Source organism: Carbonatibacter coralli (assembly GCF_039592655.1).
In the GTDB taxonomy this organism is placed as follows: Bacteria; Pseudomonadota; Alphaproteobacteria; order Kiloniellales; family Kiloniellaceae; genus Carbonatibacter; species Carbonatibacter coralli.
This window is the reverse complement of record NZ_JBBUTJ010000002.1, coordinates 144337-159916: the sequence shown is the minus strand read 5'-3', so window position 1 is coordinate 159916 and position 15580 is coordinate 144337. Positions and strand designations below refer to the sequence as shown.

Genomic DNA, 15580 nt, shown 5'->3' with positions numbered 1-15580 from the left:
CTGATGAGGATCAGGCCTTTCCGACCAGTCGGAGGAGCAAGCCGACCGGACCGCCCTGCCACCAGTGACGGTGACCGCGATCGCGACCGGATTGCCCCATCCCCTGTGTGATCCGGTCAAGGACGATGGCCAGAATGACGATCCCCAGACCGCCAACCAGAGCCTTGCCTGCATCGAGGCGCCCCATGGCGCGCAGGACTTCGTTCCCCAGACCCTTGACCGAAATCATCGAGGCAATGACCACCATGGAAAGGGACAGCATGATGGTCTGGTTTACCCCAGCCAGAATGGTGTTGGTTGCCAGTGGCAGCTCAACCTTGAAGAGGATCTGCGCCGGATTGGCGCCAAAGGCGCGTGCGGCTTCGACAATGGAGGGGTTCACACCGCGAATGCCCAGTGAGGTCAGGCGGATCAGCGGTGGCAGTGCAAAGATGATGGTGACAATCACACCGGAGACATTTCCGATCCCGATCAGCATCACGACCGGCACCAGATAGACGAAGGCCGGAATGGTCTGCATGGTGTCGAGCACCGGGCGGATGACGGCTTCGAAGCGATCGTTCTTGCCCGCGATAACCCCCAGTGGCAGACCGATGACAAAGCTGAGCAGCACTGCAGAGACAACAATCGCCAGCGTTGTCATCGCCAGCCCCCAGGCGTTTGGCGCCAGGAACCCGAGTGCTGCCATCAGGACGCCCACCAGAATGGCGACGCGGCGTCCTGCTGCCTGCCAGGCAATCAGCACCAGAAGGAGCAGCATGATCGAGGGCGGCACGGCGTTGAGGGCCGTGTCGATGCCAACAATCATCTCGTTGAAAAAGCGTTTGACCGGCTGGATGACCTCGCGGTTGGCGATGGCCCAGCCCTTGACGCCGTCGGCGCTGTCGGCAATGCCCAGATCAACGGAGGAAAAGGGGTCGAGAATGTCGAACTGTTTGTCTTCTGCCATGGGTTTCACTCACTCTTGCCGGGCTGTGTCTGTTGCGTCGTTGTCGTTGCCCTGAATGCCGCGCAGCAGGGCGTTCTTGCTGACCACGCCAAGGGTCTTGCCGTCTGCCTTGACGATGACCGGGTGGTGGGTGGAGATGGACAGGTTGATCAGATCATCCAGCGAGTGATCCGGATGGGCTTCGGGCCAGTCGCTGTGATCAACAGGGCCGAACTCCTGCTCGTAGGCCTCGACCGGTTGCATGATCTTGCCGGCGGAGACCAGTTCCAGCTTGGAAATACCGGCCACGAAGTCGGCGACATAGTCGTCGACCGGGTTGGTCACGATGTCTTCCGGTGTGCCGACCTGGACCAGAACACCGTCCTTCATGATGGCGATGCGGTCCCCGATGCGGATGGCCTCGTCCAGATCGTGGGTGATGAAGAGGGTGGTCTTCTTCATCTCGGCGGACAGGGACATGAACTTGTCCTGCAGCTGGCGACGGATCAGCGGATCAAGAGCGGAGAAGGGTTCGTCCATCAGCAGGATCGAGGGATCGGCTGCAATGGCGCGGGCCAGTCCGACGCGCTGCTGCATACCGCCGGAAAGCTCGTCCGGGTATTTCTGGTCCCAGCCGTTGAGGTCCACGGCATCAATGGCGCGCATGGCGTTTTCGCGGCGCTCCTTCGCATCGTGTCCCCGCACTTCCTGGCTGAAGGACACGTTCTCCAGCACGGTGCGGTGCGGCATCAGGGCCATGTTCTGGAAAACCATGCCGATCTTTTCCGCACGCAGTTCGCGCAGTTCGCGGGCAGACAGCGCGTTGACGTCCTGGCCCTCGATGAAAAGCTGCCCGGATGTTGGTTCAATCAGACGGTTGATGTGACGGATCAGTGTGGATTTTCCCGATCCGGACAGCCCCATGATACAGAAAATCTCACCGCGATTGACGTCGAAGGTGGCATCCTGAACGCCCACCACGCAGTTGAAGCGATCCCGCACTTCCAGTTTGCCAAGTCCTTGTTCCCGGACGGCTTTCATTGCTTCATCGGCACGTGAACCAAAAATCTTCCAGAGATTTTTGCACGTGATCACGGCCTCTCCTGTTGGTCCTGTCATCAGGTCCTCCCTCATTCCGCATACTTTTCGTGTACTGCATGTTTGTCAAATTGTATACAAATTGTATTCTAGAGTCGCAAGAGGATTTCTTCACCACCCCGGGTGTGAGGCAGGAGGGCAGAGGAGGGAATTTTCTTCACGGAACAGGCAGGACTTTGAAATTACACGGAAAAGCCGCCGGCAGGAGGATTGGACAGGTGAGTCCTGTTGGGGGCAAAAAACAAAAAACGGCCCGGAAAACCGGACCGCTTTCTGTCGGAATTGCCCGCGGGGGGGGAAGGGGGCAACATCCGGATCGGGGCTTTGTTTCAGCCTTCCGATCTATGCGCGGGTCTTGTCTGCACCCGCGTCTGTCTCTTGTTGGGCGCTTTGGGCAGCAAGGCTTTTGCAGTGGCACTGAATGTCTTCAATTGAAGTCTTTTCAAGGCCGTAATCCCGCAGCATCCTTTCATTGAAGCTGCACAGCAATTCGAGTTCGTTATGCATTCTCTTCGCTCCCTTTTTCCGAAAGTGTCTACTAGTAAGTAGGTGGTTTGGCCGCGAGATCTTTTCAATGGTTTTTGTCTGAAAAAATACTGATGGATTGATGCTCCGGTGTATCGGAGTGAACCGGAGCGATCGGGAAATCCGATGATGCCCCGGAAACCAAAACGGAAACCAAAACGGAAATCAAAACAGGAACCAAAACAAAAAACGGCCCGGAAAACCGGACCGTTCTGCGCGTTTTTCGGTGTGCTTTCAGCGTGGCGGTTTGAGAGGGTCTCCGTCTCAACCGCCTCAACCGCCGGTAACGCTCATGTGGCGGGACACAGCGGGGCCGTGGTTGTTGCGGTCGATAATGAAATCGTGACCCTTGGGCTTGCGGCTGATCGCTTCAAGAATGGTGTTGCGCAGCTGCTCATCCCCTTCGCTGGAACGCAGGGCTGCGCGCAGATCGGCGTCCTCGTTCTGTCCCAGACACAGGAAGAACTGTCCGGTGCAGGTCATGCGAACACGGTTGCAGCTTTCACAGAAGTTGTGGGTCATGGGGGTGATAAAGCCAAGGCGCTTGCCGGTTTCCTTCACCGTCAGATAGCGCGCAGGGCCGCCGGAGTTGTAGCTGCTTTCCTCAAGCGTCCAGTGTTCTTCCAGCAGGCGTCGCACTTCGGTCAGGGGCAGATACTGGTCCAGTCGGCTTTCATTGCCGATGTCGCCCATGGGCATCACCTCGATGAAGGTGAGATCAAAGCCCTCATCACCGGCCCAGGCCAGCATGGTGTTCAGTTCTTTGTCGTTGACGCCTTTCAGCGCAACGGCGTTGATCTTGACTTCCAGTCCGGCACGCTTGGCGGCCTGCAACCCTGTCAGAACCTGATCCAGATCGCCCCAGCGGGTGATGGCGCGGAAGAGGTCGCGGTTGAGTGTGTCGAGCGAGACATTGATGCGCTTCATCCCGGCGTCAACCAGCTGATCGGCATAGCGGTGAAGCTGGCTGCCGTTGGTGGTGACGGTCATTTCGCGCAGCTGTCCGCTTTCCAGATAGGGTGTCAGGCTGTTGAACAGCTTCATGATGTTCTTGCGCACCAGGGGCTCGCCACCGGTAAAGCGCAGCTTCTTGACGCCCAGGTCAATGAAGGTGGCGCAGACGCGTTCCAGCTCTTCAATCGACAGCAGGTCCTTTTTCGGCAGAAACTCCATGTCTTCTGCCATGCAATAGACACAGCGGAAATCACAGCGATCGGTCACGGAGACGCGCAGGTAATCGACACGGCGCCCGTAGGGATCAATCATCCCCGGATGCCCGGACTGGATTTCAGGTGCCTGAACGACTTGTGACTGGGTGAACAAACTCATCTCTAACGATCCTGTATGCCCTGAACGCGGCGATCTCGCCCCTTGGTGCGGCGGTTTTTGTTGCTGTTGATCGCAGTCATATCACGACAGAATTTTCCTGATCACCATGACATGGCTCAATCGCAGAGCAAAATCAACCAGCAAAGACAAAATACCTGATTGTTTCTGTCGATTAAAATCACGGATTGGTGTGGGGTGCAGATCCTGCGGGCATCATGCCAGAATGGTTTTTGTCCAAATGTCTGTGTTGAAAGGTCCGGGTGCAAATGGCTGGAGTCATTGCGATGCAGGTTTGCGGGGCAGAAGCTGGTATTTTCCGGCTGTTGAGCCGATTGCCCGAAGGGTCTGCCATATTCAAACAGTCAAGGAAGCGGGCGCTGTCCGGATCGGAAGAGCCGCTCTGATTGTCCGGTGAACAGCCCGGAAAGAAACTGGCTCCGGCCAGTACAGCACTGAAGAAAGGCTTTTTTCCGGACCAGGGCGGATTTATCCCTGAGCGGTCTGGTCGGGCGTGTGTTCCCGGTCCAAGGCTTCGTTTTGTTTCTTCCTGTCCTGGTCGTAATGCCACTTGATGGAGAAGAACATGCCCACGATGATCACAAGGATCTTGAGTGGAAAGAAAACCATGGGGAACCAGCTCATTGATTCTGACGTCATCGTATCTTTCCAGGCTGTTACATCATGGTTTCTGCAGAGACGAACTCTATCGTCAAATCGACGCATACAACATCTGCTATATTGTCGCAAGCCACATCGCTGCCGCGGCAATGGGGCTGTTCTACACACCTGTTCTGCTGGGCGGCGAGGCCGGGCACAGTTTATCCCTACACTTCCCGCGCCATTCCACTCACTGCCATTTCCGCGTTCAGCCACTCGACAAAGGCGCGGCTGGCCGGGGTGTCATCGTGGGAGGCCGGGGGCATGAGGAAATAGGCTTCGGACAGGCGGGGCCTGTGATCAAAGGGGGCGACCAGCTGTCCGCTGCTGATCAGATCATCGGTCAGGGCGTGGTGCCCCATGGAGAACCCTGCTCCGGCCAGCGCAGCGCTCAGCGAGATCACAAAGGTTGAACCCAGATTGATCTCGGCAGAGCGGGTGAAGGGCTTTTTCCGGCTGTCAAACCAGCTGCTCCAGCTTCCGGTGATGCCTGAACAGTCAAAGAGCCGGGCGCTGTCCAGATCGAAAGCGCCGCCCTGATAGTCCGGTGCGCAGACCGGAAAGAAGCGATCGTCGATCAGCTTCTGTGCGGAGGGAGAGATGCCCTTTTCCAGACCAAAGCGGATTTCGACAGCGGCAGAGCTGGCATTGCGTTCCGGGTCCCAGATCGGGGTGATGATGTTGAGCACCAGCCAGGGGTGTTTTTCATAGAGGCGCGGCAGGCGCGGGGTCAGCCAGTAGATTGAAAAGGCCATGTTGCATTGCAGGCGCAGGGTGCGACCCCGGTCTCCACCGACGAAGGCTTCCGTTCCGCGCGACAGCACGGCAAAGGCTTCCTGCACCACGGGCAGATAGTTTGCTCCGGCCTCTGTCAGGTCCAGCGCACGGGTTTTGCGGATAAAAAGATCGCGCCCCAGATAGCTTTCAAGATTCTGGATGTGCTGGGAGACCGCAGACTGCGTCAGTCCCAGCTCTTTCCCCGCGAGGGTGAAGGACAGGTGCCGCGCCGCAGAATCAAAGGCGCGCAGCCATGTCAGCGGCGGCAGGTTCGATTGGCTCATGGCTGTTGCTTTCCCTGTTTTGAGGTGTGCATCAGTTATGCATAAGTATGACTAATCTATTGGCACGAATTTTATTGTTGGTCAATTGGTCACAGGCCGGACTAACAATAGCCCAACGACTTCTGATCAGGGGAAGGTCTGCGCGCAGGAAAAACGGCGACAGACACACCCGGAAGCGGCCGGAAGACAAACCGGAAGCCGGATGAAACAGAGAACCACAAGAGTACGATCATGCTGACACAGAAACAGGACAACGTTTCAAACCTTTCCCGCCCCAACATTGATCACTGGCAGGAGCGCGTGGACATGGCTGCGGCCTTCCGCTGGACAGAGCGCCTGAACATGCACGAAGCGGTGGCCAACCACTTCTCGCTGGCGGTCAATGACGAGGGCACGCGCTTTTTGATGAACCCGAACCAGGTGCATTTCAGCCTGGTCCGTGCATCCGATCTTCTGGAGCTGGATGCCAATGATCCCGACACCATGGAGCGTCCCGGGGCGCCGGACCCCACAGCCTGGGGCCTGCATGGTTCCATTCACCGCCTGGTGCCGCACGCGCGCTGTGTGATGCACGTCCACTCCATCCATGCAACGGTTCTGGCGAGCCTTGCCGACAGCAACATGCTGCCGATCGACCAGAACACGGCGACCTTCTACAACCGCTATGTCATCGACGAGGAATTCGGAGGTCTGGCCTTCGAGGAAGAGGGCACACGCTGCGCCAGCATGCTGACCGATCCGAAAAAGAAGGTCATGATCATGGGCAACCACGGTGTGCTGGTGATCGGCAAGAACGTCGCGGATGCTTTCAACCGCCTCTATTATTTCGAGCGTGCGGCTGAAACCTACATCCGTGCCCTGCAGACCGGACAGAAACTGCGTGTTCTCTCTGATGAAATTGCAGAAAAGACAGCGCAGGAACTGGATGACTATCCGGGGCAGGCCGAACAGCACCTCGACCAGCTCAAGGCCGTTCTGGACAAGGAAAACAGCGACTACGCGTCCTGATCTGCGCTGTTCCCTGCTTTGAACGGGACTGACAGAGGTCGCCCGCAAGGCTTCCCCTGCGCCCGGCAGATCAAAAAGAAACAGGGGAGATAAATCCCCTTCAAAGACAAGAAAAAACGCAGGATCCGACCTGTGTGGCTGCCTGTGCAAGCAGGGGCAACCCTTCCCCCTTGCCTGTCGCAGCCGGAAATGAGGAGTTTCCCATGCCCGATTATGTTCCGACAAACGCGGCTTCGTCCGGCGTCAAGCTTGACAAGAAGACACTGAAAGCACTGGCCAGACGCTCTGACCGGCCGGGGCTGATCTATCTGGCGAAGTGGATTGTCTCGCTTTGCCTGACAGGAGCGCTGGTGCTTTATACCGAAGGCACGGCGTGGATCTGGCCTGCGATGTTCCTGCACGGTGTCCTCCTGACTGTCCCGGCCTATTCTGCCAGTCACGAGACTGCGCACGGCACGGCTTTCCGTTCGCGCTGGCTGAACGAGACGGTGCTGTGGGTAACCTCTTTCCTCTATATGGAGGAGCCGCTGCACCGCCGCTTTACCCACACCAACCACCACACCTTCACATGGCATGCGGGCAAGGACAGCCAGATGCCGTTTGACACTCCGATGGGACTAGCCGGCTGGCTGGCCGAGGTGACGGGCCTGGGGCTGGCGCGGTTCCACATGCTGGTGTTCTTCCAGCTGGCGACCAAACGCTACACAGACACCATGCGCATGTGCACACCGGAATCCGAGTTCCCGCGCATGACCCGCAACGCCCGTATCATGCTGCTGCTTTATGCCGTGATTGCTGCGGCACCTTTCTATGGCATCTGGTGGACGGTTTGGCTGCTGGTGATCCCGCGACTGCTGGGAGCACCTGTCATGCTGCTGTTCACACTGATCCAGCACGTCGAGCTGCAGGAAAACTCTCCCTCCATTCTGGAAAGCACCCGCAGCTTTTCCACCAACTGGCTGGCGCAGTTCCTTTACATGAACATGAACAACCACGTTGAACACCACCTCTATCCGCAGGTGCCGTTTTATGCGCTGGACGATCTGGCCGTGGCGGTCAGGGATCAGGTTCCGGAGCCGGATCGCGGTTTCTGGCGGGTCAACTGGGAGGTCATGGTTGTTGTCTTCCGCCGTTCCCTGGGCTGGTCCACCAAGGCGCCAACCATTCGTCAGGCTCCACACATGGTCACGGATGGCGGCCCGATCGAGTCCGTTTCCAAGCGCACCATGTAGGCGAAGGGAGGAGAGGATGAAAAACATCTATACCTATGGCGGTCATCCGGCCAGGCGCAACCTGACCGTCGCCGATCTGCAACAGGCGAAGGCCGGGGGGCGCAAGCTGACACAGGTCGATGCGGCCACGACAGAGGAAGCCCGCATGCTGGCCGGGATCGGCGTCGATGTGATCACCATTGCCGATCTGGATATCGAGGCTGTGCGTCTGGGCGCACCCGAAACCTTTGTCACCGGAAGCCAGACCATGGTGCAGTACGTCACCGAGGACGAAGCGTTGGCCGCAGCGATTGCCTGTGCGGAAAAGGGGGCTGATGCCATCTACACCCCGCGCGGTCTGAAGACTGTCGAGCGACTGGCGGGCGAGGGGCTGGCCGTGCAGGGGCATCTGGGGCTGGTGCCACGTCTTTCTACCCGTGTTGGAGGCTTGCGCACCATTGGCCGGACGGCAGAGGAGGCCCTGCAGCTGCTGGAAAGCTTCCGCCGTCTGGAGGAAGCGGGAGCCTATGCCTGTGAAATCGAATGCGTCGCGGTCGAGGCGCTGGAGATGATCCGTGATCACACCGGACTGGTGACCTATTCCATCGGGTCCGGTTCGGGCGGGGATGTGATCTTCTCCTTCCTCGTGGATATCGCGGGCGATGTGGAGAACCCGCCACGCCATGCAAAGGCCTGGGGCGATGTTCTGTCGCTGCGCAAGGCCATTCGCGCCGAGCAGGAGCAGGCCGTGACGGCTTTCCGGGCCGAGGTTGTTGCAGGGACCTTCCCCGATACAGCGCACACCGTGGGCATGAAACCGGGGGAAGCCGAACGCTTCCGCGAAAAGCTGGCGAACTGGAAATCGCCACACCTCTAGCACGCAGGATGAATGACCACCATCACCGCAACAGGAAAAAGAAACGGTGAGGTTACAAGGGAGATGAGCATTCAATGAACGATGCCACAGACTATTCAAAGGCCTTTGCTGCCAAACCCCAGCCGCTGACGCTGGAACAGGCGGCGATGATCACGCCGCCCATGCAGGCCATTGACACCGAGGGCATGATCGATGTGCCCCGCATGCGGCGCTATCGCCAGAACCGCCTGCGCGAACAGATTGTCAGACAGGGGCTGGATGCGATCATTCTGGTCGAGCCGCTGTCGATCCGCTATGCGACGGGCGTGCGCAACTGCACCCTGTTCCAGATGCACATTCAGGCGGGTTACCTCTTCATTCCGGCAGAGGGACCGGTTGTCTATTTCGACAGCGAACCCGGGCGGGAAACAGGCTCGACGCTGGAGACCATTGATGAAATCCGCGAGGACCTGCTACCGCTGTCCTATATGTTTGCCGGGCCGAACCACCGCGAAATGACGCAGATGTGGGCGAAGCAGATGGACGATCTGATCCGCCAGCACTGCGGCAGCGGGGCAAGGAAGATCGGCATTGAACGCGCGGGTTTCCACGCGGAACAGGCGCTGGTTGATCTGGGACACAGTGTATCCGATGTGGCACCGGTGCTGGCCATGGCCCGCAAGATCAAGTCGCCCGAGGAAATCCTCGCCATGAACATGACGCTGGCGGTGGCCGAGGACGGTATGACCCGCATGCGCAACGGCCTGAAAAACGGGGTGATGGAGCAGGAGCTCTGGGCGCTGATGTGGCAGGCGCTGATCGAAGGCGGCGGGGAATGGCTGGACTATCGCCTGCTGGCCTCCGGCGAGCGGACGAACCCCTGGCAGCAGGAGGCCTCGAGCCGCATGATCCGCGCCGGTGATCTGGTGGTCTTTGACTGCGGCATGGTGGGGCCTTTCTCCTACGGTGCCGATGTCAGTCGGGCCTATCGCTGTGGTCCCGGCAAGCCGAGCGACTACCAGCGCAGTCTCTACACCATGGCCTGGACAGAGGTGATGGAAAACACGCCGCTGATGAAGGCGGGGGCGAGCTTTTCCTCCATTGCGATGAACCGGCACATTCCGCCTGCGGGCTTCGGCGATCAGCCCTATCCCTGCATGGCACACGGGATCGGTATGGCGGACGAGTGGCCCGTGATCCTGCATTCCCCCGATCATCCCGAATTCTATGACGGAGAGCTGGAAGCCGGCATGGTCATGTGTGTGGAAAGCTACATCGGTGAAGTGGGCGGCCACGAAGGCGTCAAGCTGGAAGACCAGGTGCTGGTGACAGAAAGCGGCCCGATCACACTGAGCCGCTATCCCTTTGAAGAAGAACTGCTGATACGTTGAGGTAAGAAAAATGAGTGAATGGGTTCACGCCTGTGCAACGGATGATATCGACGAGGAAGATCTGATCCGCTGGAACCACAATGGCAAGGGCTATGCCCTCTACAACACCGAAAAGGGTTTTTATGCCACCGACATCATGTGCACGCATGAGGAGCAGTCGCTGGAAGACGGTCTGGTGATCGACTGCATCATCGAATGCCCCCTTCACGGCGGCCGCTTTGACATTATTACCGGCAAGGCCCTGTCCGAACCGGTCTATGTCGATCTGAAGACCTATCCCACCAAGGTCGAGGACGGGGAGCTCTTCGTTCAGGTGGGCTAGGGCGCCGGAGCGGACAGGCGAAACAGGGTCGAAAGACCTGTGACTTCCGAAAGCAGGTTGGCTCAAAACCCGCTTTCCACAAAGGCCGGGCGCAATTCCACAGAATATCCCGCGTCCGGCCTTTCCTGTTTTAACGCGTGCTTCAGGACAGATGAACCACGCCACTCACCGGAACCTGTGCAGAGGCAGGTTCCGGTTTTTTGTGAAGCGGTCGGCGTTATCCCTCTGAACCCACTATTTTCCGGGCTGTGTCCAGCAGGATCTGGGCGCCGGCGATGAGGGAGGCCTCTTCGGTGTGTTCCAGAGGATTGTGACTGATACCGGCGCGGCTCGGGACGAAGATCATCGCTGTCGGGCAGAGGCGTGACATCATCTGTGCATCATGCCCGGCACCGGATGTCATGCGGCGGCAGGACAGTTGTCGGGCCTTTGCGCTGTCTTCGATCATTGTAACAAGGCCTTCGTCAAAGACGACGGGTTCGAAACGGGCCAGCTGCTCGGTTCTGATGCGCACACCATCGCTTTTCTCCAGCTCCTGCAGGAAACTGTCGAGGTCCCTTTGACGGGTCTCCCAGACCGCTTTGTCAGGGTCCCGCAGATCGACGGTCAATTCGGCGAAATCGGGTATGACGTTAATGGCATTTGGGCCAAAGCGGATGGTGCCCACCGTTGCGACGCTGTTTGAACGGTCGGTCAGCTTCCTCAGAAAGGTGATGATCTTTGCAGCGGCCAGCCCGGCATCAACCCGCAGGTGTGTCGGGGTGGTCCCCGCATGGTTCGCAACGCCGGACAGGGTGATTTTCTGCCAGAAGATGCCCTGCAGGTTGGCGACGGCTCCCATGAGTTTGCCTTCTGCTTCCAGCACGGGCCCCTGTTCGATGTGCGCTTCCAGAAAGGCGGAGGGCACGATGCTGCCCGGTTCCATTGTGCCTGCATATCCAATGCGGGCAAGCTCCTCCCCGAGGACTGTGCCATCCGTTCCGACAGTGGCCAGGGCCTGATCCGCATCCAGACCCCCGGCATGGACCAGGGACCCCATCATGTCCGGAGCAAAGCGTACGCCTTCCTCGTTTGTAAAGGCGGCCACGACAATCGGGCGGTCGGGCTGCAGACCGGAGGCCCTGAGAGCTTCGATCACGGAGAGACCGGCCAGCACGCCGTAGCAGCCATCGAAGATCCCGGCATTGATGACGCTGTCGATATGACTGCCCATCATCAGAGGCGCAATGTCGCTTTCAACGTTCCAGATGCCGAAAATGTTGCCAATTCTGTCGATCTGCACCTCGAGCCCTGCGCCATGCAGCCATTCAACAAGCTGATCGCGTCCCTGCTTGTCCGCATCGGAGGCGGCGAGCCTTGTCAGGATGCCGTCCTTCCGGCCAAGGTCCCCGAGCAGCTTCAGTCTTTCGAGAAGGCTGTGACTGTCGATGTTAAGTGCAAGAGCCATTGTCCTGTCCTTTGTCCTGTGTGTCCGGGCATTCGGTCACGATGATGAGGGGCCTGAAGGCGGCGTTCGAAGAGCGGTTCCGGTCATGCTTCATCAGCGCTCCATATCCCGCAGCGCCGGAGGGCGTGGTGGGGAGGCCCAGTGCGCGCAGGGCTTCGGCTGCTGCGCTGCCCTCTTCTTCACTCAGGCTTTCATAGAGCACGTCACAGCTTTCCAGCGTGTGCCAGGCAACAATGGATGGTTCCTTGCAATCCAGACGCCCCATGTTGCTGTCCGGTCCGTCCGAACGGACGGGTTTTCCGGCTGTATGGCTGGCCTGCAGGCAGGTTGCAGCCTCGGGTTCGACGACAATGATGTCCGGCTGCACGGCCCAGTTTTCCCGGATCATGAAGGCGATGGCTGCGGCCAGCCCGCCAACACCGGCCTGCAGGAAGACATGCGTTGGCCAGTGGCCTGATGTCTCAAAGGCTTCGCGCAGCTCTTCGGCGATGACGGTGTATCCTTCCATGACATACTTGGGGATGTCCGTGTAGCCGGGCCAGGTGCCGTCAGCCAGCAGTGTCGCACCGGTCTGTTCGGCATCGCGGATGGCTTCGGTCACGCTGTCGTCATAGCTTGCGCCCTTGCGAACAACTTCGGCCCCCTGGGCTTCAAGCCGGGCCGAAAAGCTCTCCGGAACAGTCTGTGCCAGATAAATCCTGGCTTTTGCGCCAAAGGTCCTGGCTCCGGCGGCGACCCCCAGGCCGTGGTTTCCCGCACTTGCTGTTACAAAGGTGCGTTTTGCAGCAAAGGACAGAAAATCCTGATCCGCAAAGTGCTCGGGGGCAAGGCGGGTGTCGCTCTGTCCCGACCATTCCGAGAGCAGGAGCCGGGCAATGGCATAGGGACCACCCAGAGCCTTGAAGGCCCCCAGTCCCATCCGGTTGGTTTCGTTCTTGGCAAGGATCTCGAGGCCGGAGGGTGTTTTCAGGGTTTCAAGCGCTGTGCTGCTGTATCCCTCAAGGGTCCTGAAGTGCTGGACGGCCCGTTTGAAATCCGGTGAAAAGTTCAGGTCTGTGATTTTTGTCATGCAGAAAAAATAATGGAATTTGGCGATGTTTTTTTTCTTTTTTTTCCTGTTTGGCGATTTTATTTTTGTTTTTTGGGTGAAATCATGAGGATTTTGTATCGTGAGTGATAGTCTTGATGCTGCTGACATGCGTTTGCTTGAGCTGGTCCAGCAAAACAGTCGCACGAGTTTGGAAACGCTGTCTGAAGAGTGCAATCTCTCTGTCCCCTCCATACAGAGGCGTCTCAAAAAGCTGAGGGACACGGGTGTGATCCGGAAGGAAGTGGCTGTTGTAGCTCCGGAAAAGCTCGGCTATCTGATGACCTTTATCGTGTATGTCGAGCTGGAGCGCGAGGCTCTGCATCAGCTTGATTCCTTCCGAAAACGGGTGAAGTCCGATCCCCAGGTCCAGCAATGCTATTATGTGACGGGCGAAAGCGATTTCATTCTGATCTGCAACGCGCGCGACATGCAGGACTTTGAAGCGCTGACACACAGGCTGTTTTTTGAAAACTCCAATGTTCGCCGCTTCCGGACTTCGGTGGTGATGAATGTCACCAAGCTGGGACTGAGCGTGCCGTGTGATCTGCCCTGAGCCCTGTTGCAGAAGGGAAAGAGCGGTCTGTATCCGCCTTCCTGCAAACATCCCGTTGCATCCTTTTGCCTGACACCCCATTCTCTTGAAAACAGGCAGTTGGAGGAGAGGGGCATGGGACCGTTGGAAGGAAAGGTTGCGCTGATCACCGGGGCGTCTGCGCCGCAGGGGATCGGTCGTGCCATTGCGGAGCGTCTGGCGCAGGACGGTGCTGCAGTGGTGGTCACGGATCGCGAGGGGCTTTGCCGGATTGACGGGCAGGACCGCCGAACCCCCGATCTGCTGGATGAACTGGCGCGCGCTGTCGAAAGCAGGGGCGGGCGGGCGCTGGCGGTAAAGCTGGATGTGACACGGCCGGAGGAGATCGCAGCCTGTCTGGATCAGACACAGGCGGCCTTTGGTGCCGTTGATATTCTGGTCAACAATGCGGGATCGCTGGCTGGGTCCGACAATTTCCTCTCCACCACTCCCGGGCAATGGCAGGCAAGCTTCGAGGTCAATCTCCTTGGGCCCATGATGCTGACGCAGGCGGTTATTCCCCTGATGCAAAGGCAGGGCGGAGGCCGGATTGTCAACATCGGCTCCACCGGCAGTCTGGGGGCCGAAGCCGGCTTCGGGGCCTACACCACCATGAAGCACGGGCTGACGGGCCTCAGCAAAACCATCGCAGCCGAGTTCGGCGTTGATGGCATCCTCTGCAACACGGTCTGTCCGGGCTTTATTGCAACCGATATGCACAACGCAGCCAATCTCCGTCTGGCAGGGGAAAACAGCATCCCGGTCGAGGAGATGAAAAGGCGCCGCTACGCAAATGTCGCCTTGCGCGATGCGGGTCTGCCTGCAGATGTGGCCAATGCCGTTGCCTATCTCGCCGGCCCCCAGGCGAACTATGTCACCGGGATCAATCTCCCTGTCACTGGCGGCGTCCCCTGCGGGATATGAGGCGCGCCTGCATGTGTTCCTTTTGTTCTGCCTGTTGCGCTCTGCGGGATCAAACGCAAGGGGTCGGGGAAAATCATGAAAGGGTACAGGGAAGGGGAAAACAGCAAGGGCTAAACGCAAAAGAAAAGCCTGATTTCTCTGACTAGTCCTCTGCAAACAAATCCCTGATCCATTTTTTCAGTCCGCTGCGGTTTTTCAGATCGAGGACAAATTCCTGACCCTTGGGGACGGATTGCAGCAACCAGTCGTGGTTCTTGCGGCGGTCCTTCGGTGCGGGTGTCCAGAATTTCGGGTTGCCGTGATAGCTCAGGGGCGCAACAGGACCGTCCTGTCCGGGACGATGGAAACTGTGCGGGAGCTGCCAGAGCGAGCGCTTGCCGGTCGGGTTGGCCTGCTGTGTCGTGGCGGTGAGAGTGCGCGTTGCGTTGAGGGTGGGAAACAGTCCGCCACCGGGCAGCGGAGCGAACAGGGATGTGTCTTGATTTCCGGTTTCATCCGGTCCTCTGGGAGATGTGATCCAGCGCGGCAGCTGTTCTGCTGCGCGATAGAGGCTGTTGAGTTTCTGGTTCTGTATCAGGGCGTGTGGATGTTCGCGATAGCAGGGCCAGTCTTTCCGGAAGGCTTCTGTATGGGGGCCAATGGAAATCACTTCCTCCACCAGCAGCCAGCCGAAGAGAACATGGAGGTCGGGGGCGTTGCGCAGGGGGCGCAGATCCGCGTCATACTGGCGGAACCAGCCGAAGAAAAGGAAGAGGTCGCCGCGCCCGATACCCTGTTTGCGCAGGTGTCCCTCTGCCGATCCCGTTTGCCCGAAGGCCGGACGCCAGTTTTCAGCCCGCGGGCGGTCTGTCGTGTTCAGGTCGGGGTCCAGATGTGTGCGATCAGCCCCCGTCAGTCTGCCGCGCGTGGCCCGTTCCAGTCGCTGTGCGAGACTGTCATCAGGGACCGGGCACAGGCCGCCTGCGCTGTTGTCCTGCCCGATATCGCTGTAGCAGATCGGGCCATGGGGATCGGGGATGGAGAAGGGCAGCAGTGTGCCATCGGGCAGGATCGGGCTGGGCACACCGCCATATTGTGAGTCAAAGCCCTTGCGGCTGAGGATGATCTTCATGCTGTGGTTCCGGCCTGCCTGTGCCTTGCTTCTGTTTGCCCGACCCGGATT

17 protein-coding genes are annotated in these 15580 nt (G+C 58.8%); 8 read left to right on the top strand and 9 right to left on the bottom strand.

Going from position 1 to position 15580, the window contains the following annotated elements:
- Positions 1-10: 10 nt before the first annotated feature.
- From AAAH10_RS06190 to moaA, 4 genes are all read right to left on the bottom strand, one after another.
- Positions 11-949 (bottom strand): ABC transporter permease, encoded by a 939-nt coding sequence (locus tag AAAH10_RS06190; RefSeq protein WP_343561653.1) that lies wholly within the window; start codon positions 947-949, stop codon positions 11-13.
- Between the two features lie 9 nt (positions 950-958).
- Positions 959-2047, bottom strand: coding sequence for a quaternary amine ABC transporter ATP-binding protein (locus AAAH10_RS06185; RefSeq protein WP_343561651.1), 1089 nt, complete (start codon positions 2045-2047; stop codon positions 959-961).
- A 321-nt stretch (positions 2048-2368) separates the two neighbouring features.
- Complete coding sequence (locus tag AAAH10_RS06180; RefSeq protein ID WP_343561649.1) at positions 2369-2533, bottom strand: hypothetical protein; 165 nt, start codon at positions 2531-2533, stop codon at positions 2369-2371.
- A gap of 291 nt (positions 2534-2824) precedes the next feature.
- Positions 2825-3817, bottom strand: coding sequence for a GTP 3',8-cyclase MoaA (moaA, locus tag AAAH10_RS06175; RefSeq protein ID WP_343562476.1), 993 nt, complete (start codon positions 3815-3817; stop codon positions 2825-2827).
- A 301-nt stretch (positions 3818-4118) separates the two neighbouring features.
- Between moaA and AAAH10_RS06170 the strand changes: the two genes are divergently transcribed.
- Positions 4119-4295, top strand: coding sequence for a hypothetical protein (locus AAAH10_RS06170; protein ID WP_343561647.1), 177 nt, complete (start codon positions 4119-4121; stop codon positions 4293-4295).
- A gap of 71 nt (positions 4296-4366) precedes the next feature.
- On the opposite strand, the gene AAAH10_RS06165 is transcribed toward AAAH10_RS06170, so the two are convergent.
- Complete coding sequence (locus AAAH10_RS06165; protein ID WP_343561645.1) at positions 4367-4537, bottom strand: hypothetical protein; 171 nt, start codon at positions 4535-4537, stop codon at positions 4367-4369.
- A 167-nt stretch (positions 4538-4704) separates the two neighbouring features.
- Positions 4705-5598 (bottom strand): LysR family transcriptional regulator, encoded by an 894-nt coding sequence (locus AAAH10_RS06160; RefSeq protein ID WP_343561643.1) that lies wholly within the window; start codon positions 5596-5598, stop codon positions 4705-4707.
- Between the two features lie 231 nt (positions 5599-5829).
- On the opposite strand from AAAH10_RS06160, the gene AAAH10_RS06155 reads away from it, so the two are divergent.
- From AAAH10_RS06155 to AAAH10_RS06135, 5 genes are all read left to right on the top strand, one after another.
- Positions 5830-6606, top strand: a complete 777-nt coding sequence (locus tag AAAH10_RS06155; protein WP_343561641.1) for a class II aldolase and adducin N-terminal domain-containing protein — start codon at positions 5830-5832, stop codon at positions 6604-6606.
- 203 nt (positions 6607-6809) lie between these two features.
- Positions 6810-7838, top strand: coding sequence for a fatty acid desaturase (locus AAAH10_RS06150; RefSeq protein ID WP_343561639.1), 1029 nt, complete (start codon positions 6810-6812; stop codon positions 7836-7838).
- 16 nt (positions 7839-7854) lie between these two features.
- Positions 7855-8694: a 3-methyl-2-oxobutanoate hydroxymethyltransferase gene (locus tag AAAH10_RS06145; RefSeq protein ID WP_343561637.1), complete on the top strand. Its 840-nt coding sequence runs from the start codon at positions 7855-7857 to the stop codon at positions 8692-8694.
- A gap of 74 nt (positions 8695-8768) precedes the next feature.
- Positions 8769-10064, top strand: coding sequence for a M24 family metallopeptidase (locus AAAH10_RS06140; RefSeq protein WP_343561635.1), 1296 nt, complete (start codon positions 8769-8771; stop codon positions 10062-10064).
- A 10-nt stretch (positions 10065-10074) separates the two neighbouring features.
- A complete protein-coding gene (locus AAAH10_RS06135) occupies positions 10075-10386 on the top strand; it encodes a non-heme iron oxygenase ferredoxin subunit (RefSeq protein WP_343561633.1) in 312 nt (103 codons plus the stop codon).
- Positions 10387-10603: 217 nt separating this feature from the next.
- On the opposite strand, the gene AAAH10_RS06130 is transcribed toward AAAH10_RS06135, so the two are convergent.
- Both AAAH10_RS06130 and AAAH10_RS06125 read right to left on the bottom strand, forming a co-directional pair.
- Entirely contained in the window at positions 10604-11833 is a 1230-nt protein-coding gene (locus tag AAAH10_RS06130; protein WP_343561631.1) for a Zn-dependent hydrolase, read from the bottom strand.
- Entirely contained in the window at positions 11817-12902 is a 1086-nt protein-coding gene (locus AAAH10_RS06125) for a diaminopropionate ammonia-lyase (protein ID WP_343561627.1), read from the bottom strand. The genes AAAH10_RS06130 and AAAH10_RS06125 overlap by 17 nt, the downstream gene beginning before the upstream one ends.
- A gap of 100 nt (positions 12903-13002) precedes the next feature.
- Here AAAH10_RS06125 and AAAH10_RS06120 point away from each other — a divergent pair, with 100 nt between their 5' ends.
- Together AAAH10_RS06120 and AAAH10_RS06115 are read left to right on the top strand one after the other, a co-directional pair.
- Positions 13003-13476 (top strand): Lrp/AsnC family transcriptional regulator, encoded by a 474-nt coding sequence (locus AAAH10_RS06120; protein WP_343561625.1) that lies wholly within the window; start codon positions 13003-13005, stop codon positions 13474-13476.
- Positions 13477-13590: 114 nt separating this feature from the next.
- Positions 13591-14418 carry an SDR family NAD(P)-dependent oxidoreductase gene (locus AAAH10_RS06115; protein ID WP_343561623.1) on the top strand — a complete coding sequence of 276 codons (828 nt, stop codon included), beginning with the start codon at positions 13591-13593 and terminating at the stop codon, positions 14416-14418.
- A 142-nt stretch (positions 14419-14560) separates the two neighbouring features.
- Here AAAH10_RS06115 and AAAH10_RS06110 read toward each other — a convergent pair whose 3' ends face one another.
- The gene (locus tag AAAH10_RS06110) at positions 14561-15529 is read right to left on the bottom strand and encodes an Nmad3 family putative nucleotide modification protein (protein WP_343561621.1); all 969 of its coding nucleotides are present in this window, start codon (positions 15527-15529) and stop codon (positions 14561-14563) included.
- Positions 15530-15580: the final 51 nt, after the last annotated feature.

Bases quoted from the DNA above. Each gene is read 5' to 3' on its own strand.
- AAAH10_RS06190 (WP_343561653.1), bottom strand. From the start codon at position 949: ATGGCAGAAGACAAACAGTTCGACATTCTCGACCCCTTTTCCTCCGTT.
- AAAH10_RS06185 (WP_343561651.1), bottom strand. From the start codon at position 2,047: ATGACAGGACCAACAGGAGAGGCCGTGATCACGTGCAAAAATCTCTGG.
- AAAH10_RS06180 (WP_343561649.1), bottom strand. From the start codon at position 2,533: ATGCATAACGAACTCGAATTGCTGTGCAGCTTCAATGAAAGGATGCTG.
- moaA (WP_343562476.1), bottom strand. From the start codon at position 3,817: ATGATTGATCCCTACGGGCGCCGTGTCGATTACCTGCGCGTCTCCGTG.
- AAAH10_RS06170 (WP_343561647.1), top strand. From the start codon at position 4,119: ATGTCTGTGTTGAAAGGTCCGGGTGCAAATGGCTGGAGTCATTGCGAT.
- AAAH10_RS06165 (WP_343561645.1), bottom strand. From the start codon at position 4,537: ATGACGTCAGAATCAATGAGCTGGTTCCCCATGGTTTTCTTTCCACTC.
- AAAH10_RS06160 (WP_343561643.1), bottom strand. From the start codon at position 5,598: ATGAGCCAATCGAACCTGCCGCCGCTGACATGGCTGCGCGCCTTTGAT.
- AAAH10_RS06155 (WP_343561641.1), top strand. From the start codon at position 5,830: ATGCTGACACAGAAACAGGACAACGTTTCAAACCTTTCCCGCCCCAAC.
- AAAH10_RS06150 (WP_343561639.1), top strand. From the start codon at position 6,810: ATGCCCGATTATGTTCCGACAAACGCGGCTTCGTCCGGCGTCAAGCTT.
- AAAH10_RS06145 (WP_343561637.1), top strand. From the start codon at position 7,855: ATGAAAAACATCTATACCTATGGCGGTCATCCGGCCAGGCGCAACCTG.
- AAAH10_RS06140 (WP_343561635.1), top strand. From the start codon at position 8,769: ATGAACGATGCCACAGACTATTCAAAGGCCTTTGCTGCCAAACCCCAG.
- AAAH10_RS06135 (WP_343561633.1), top strand. From the start codon at position 10,075: ATGAGTGAATGGGTTCACGCCTGTGCAACGGATGATATCGACGAGGAA.
- AAAH10_RS06130 (WP_343561631.1), bottom strand. From the start codon at position 11,833: ATGGCTCTTGCACTTAACATCGACAGTCACAGCCTTCTCGAAAGACTG.
- AAAH10_RS06125 (WP_343561627.1), bottom strand. From the start codon at position 12,902: ATGACAAAAATCACAGACCTGAACTTTTCACCGGATTTCAAACGGGCC.
- AAAH10_RS06115 (WP_343561623.1), top strand. From the start codon at position 13,591: ATGGGACCGTTGGAAGGAAAGGTTGCGCTGATCACCGGGGCGTCTGCG.
- AAAH10_RS06110 (WP_343561621.1), bottom strand. From the start codon at position 15,529: ATGAAGATCATCCTCAGCCGCAAGGGCTTTGACTCACAATATGGCGGT.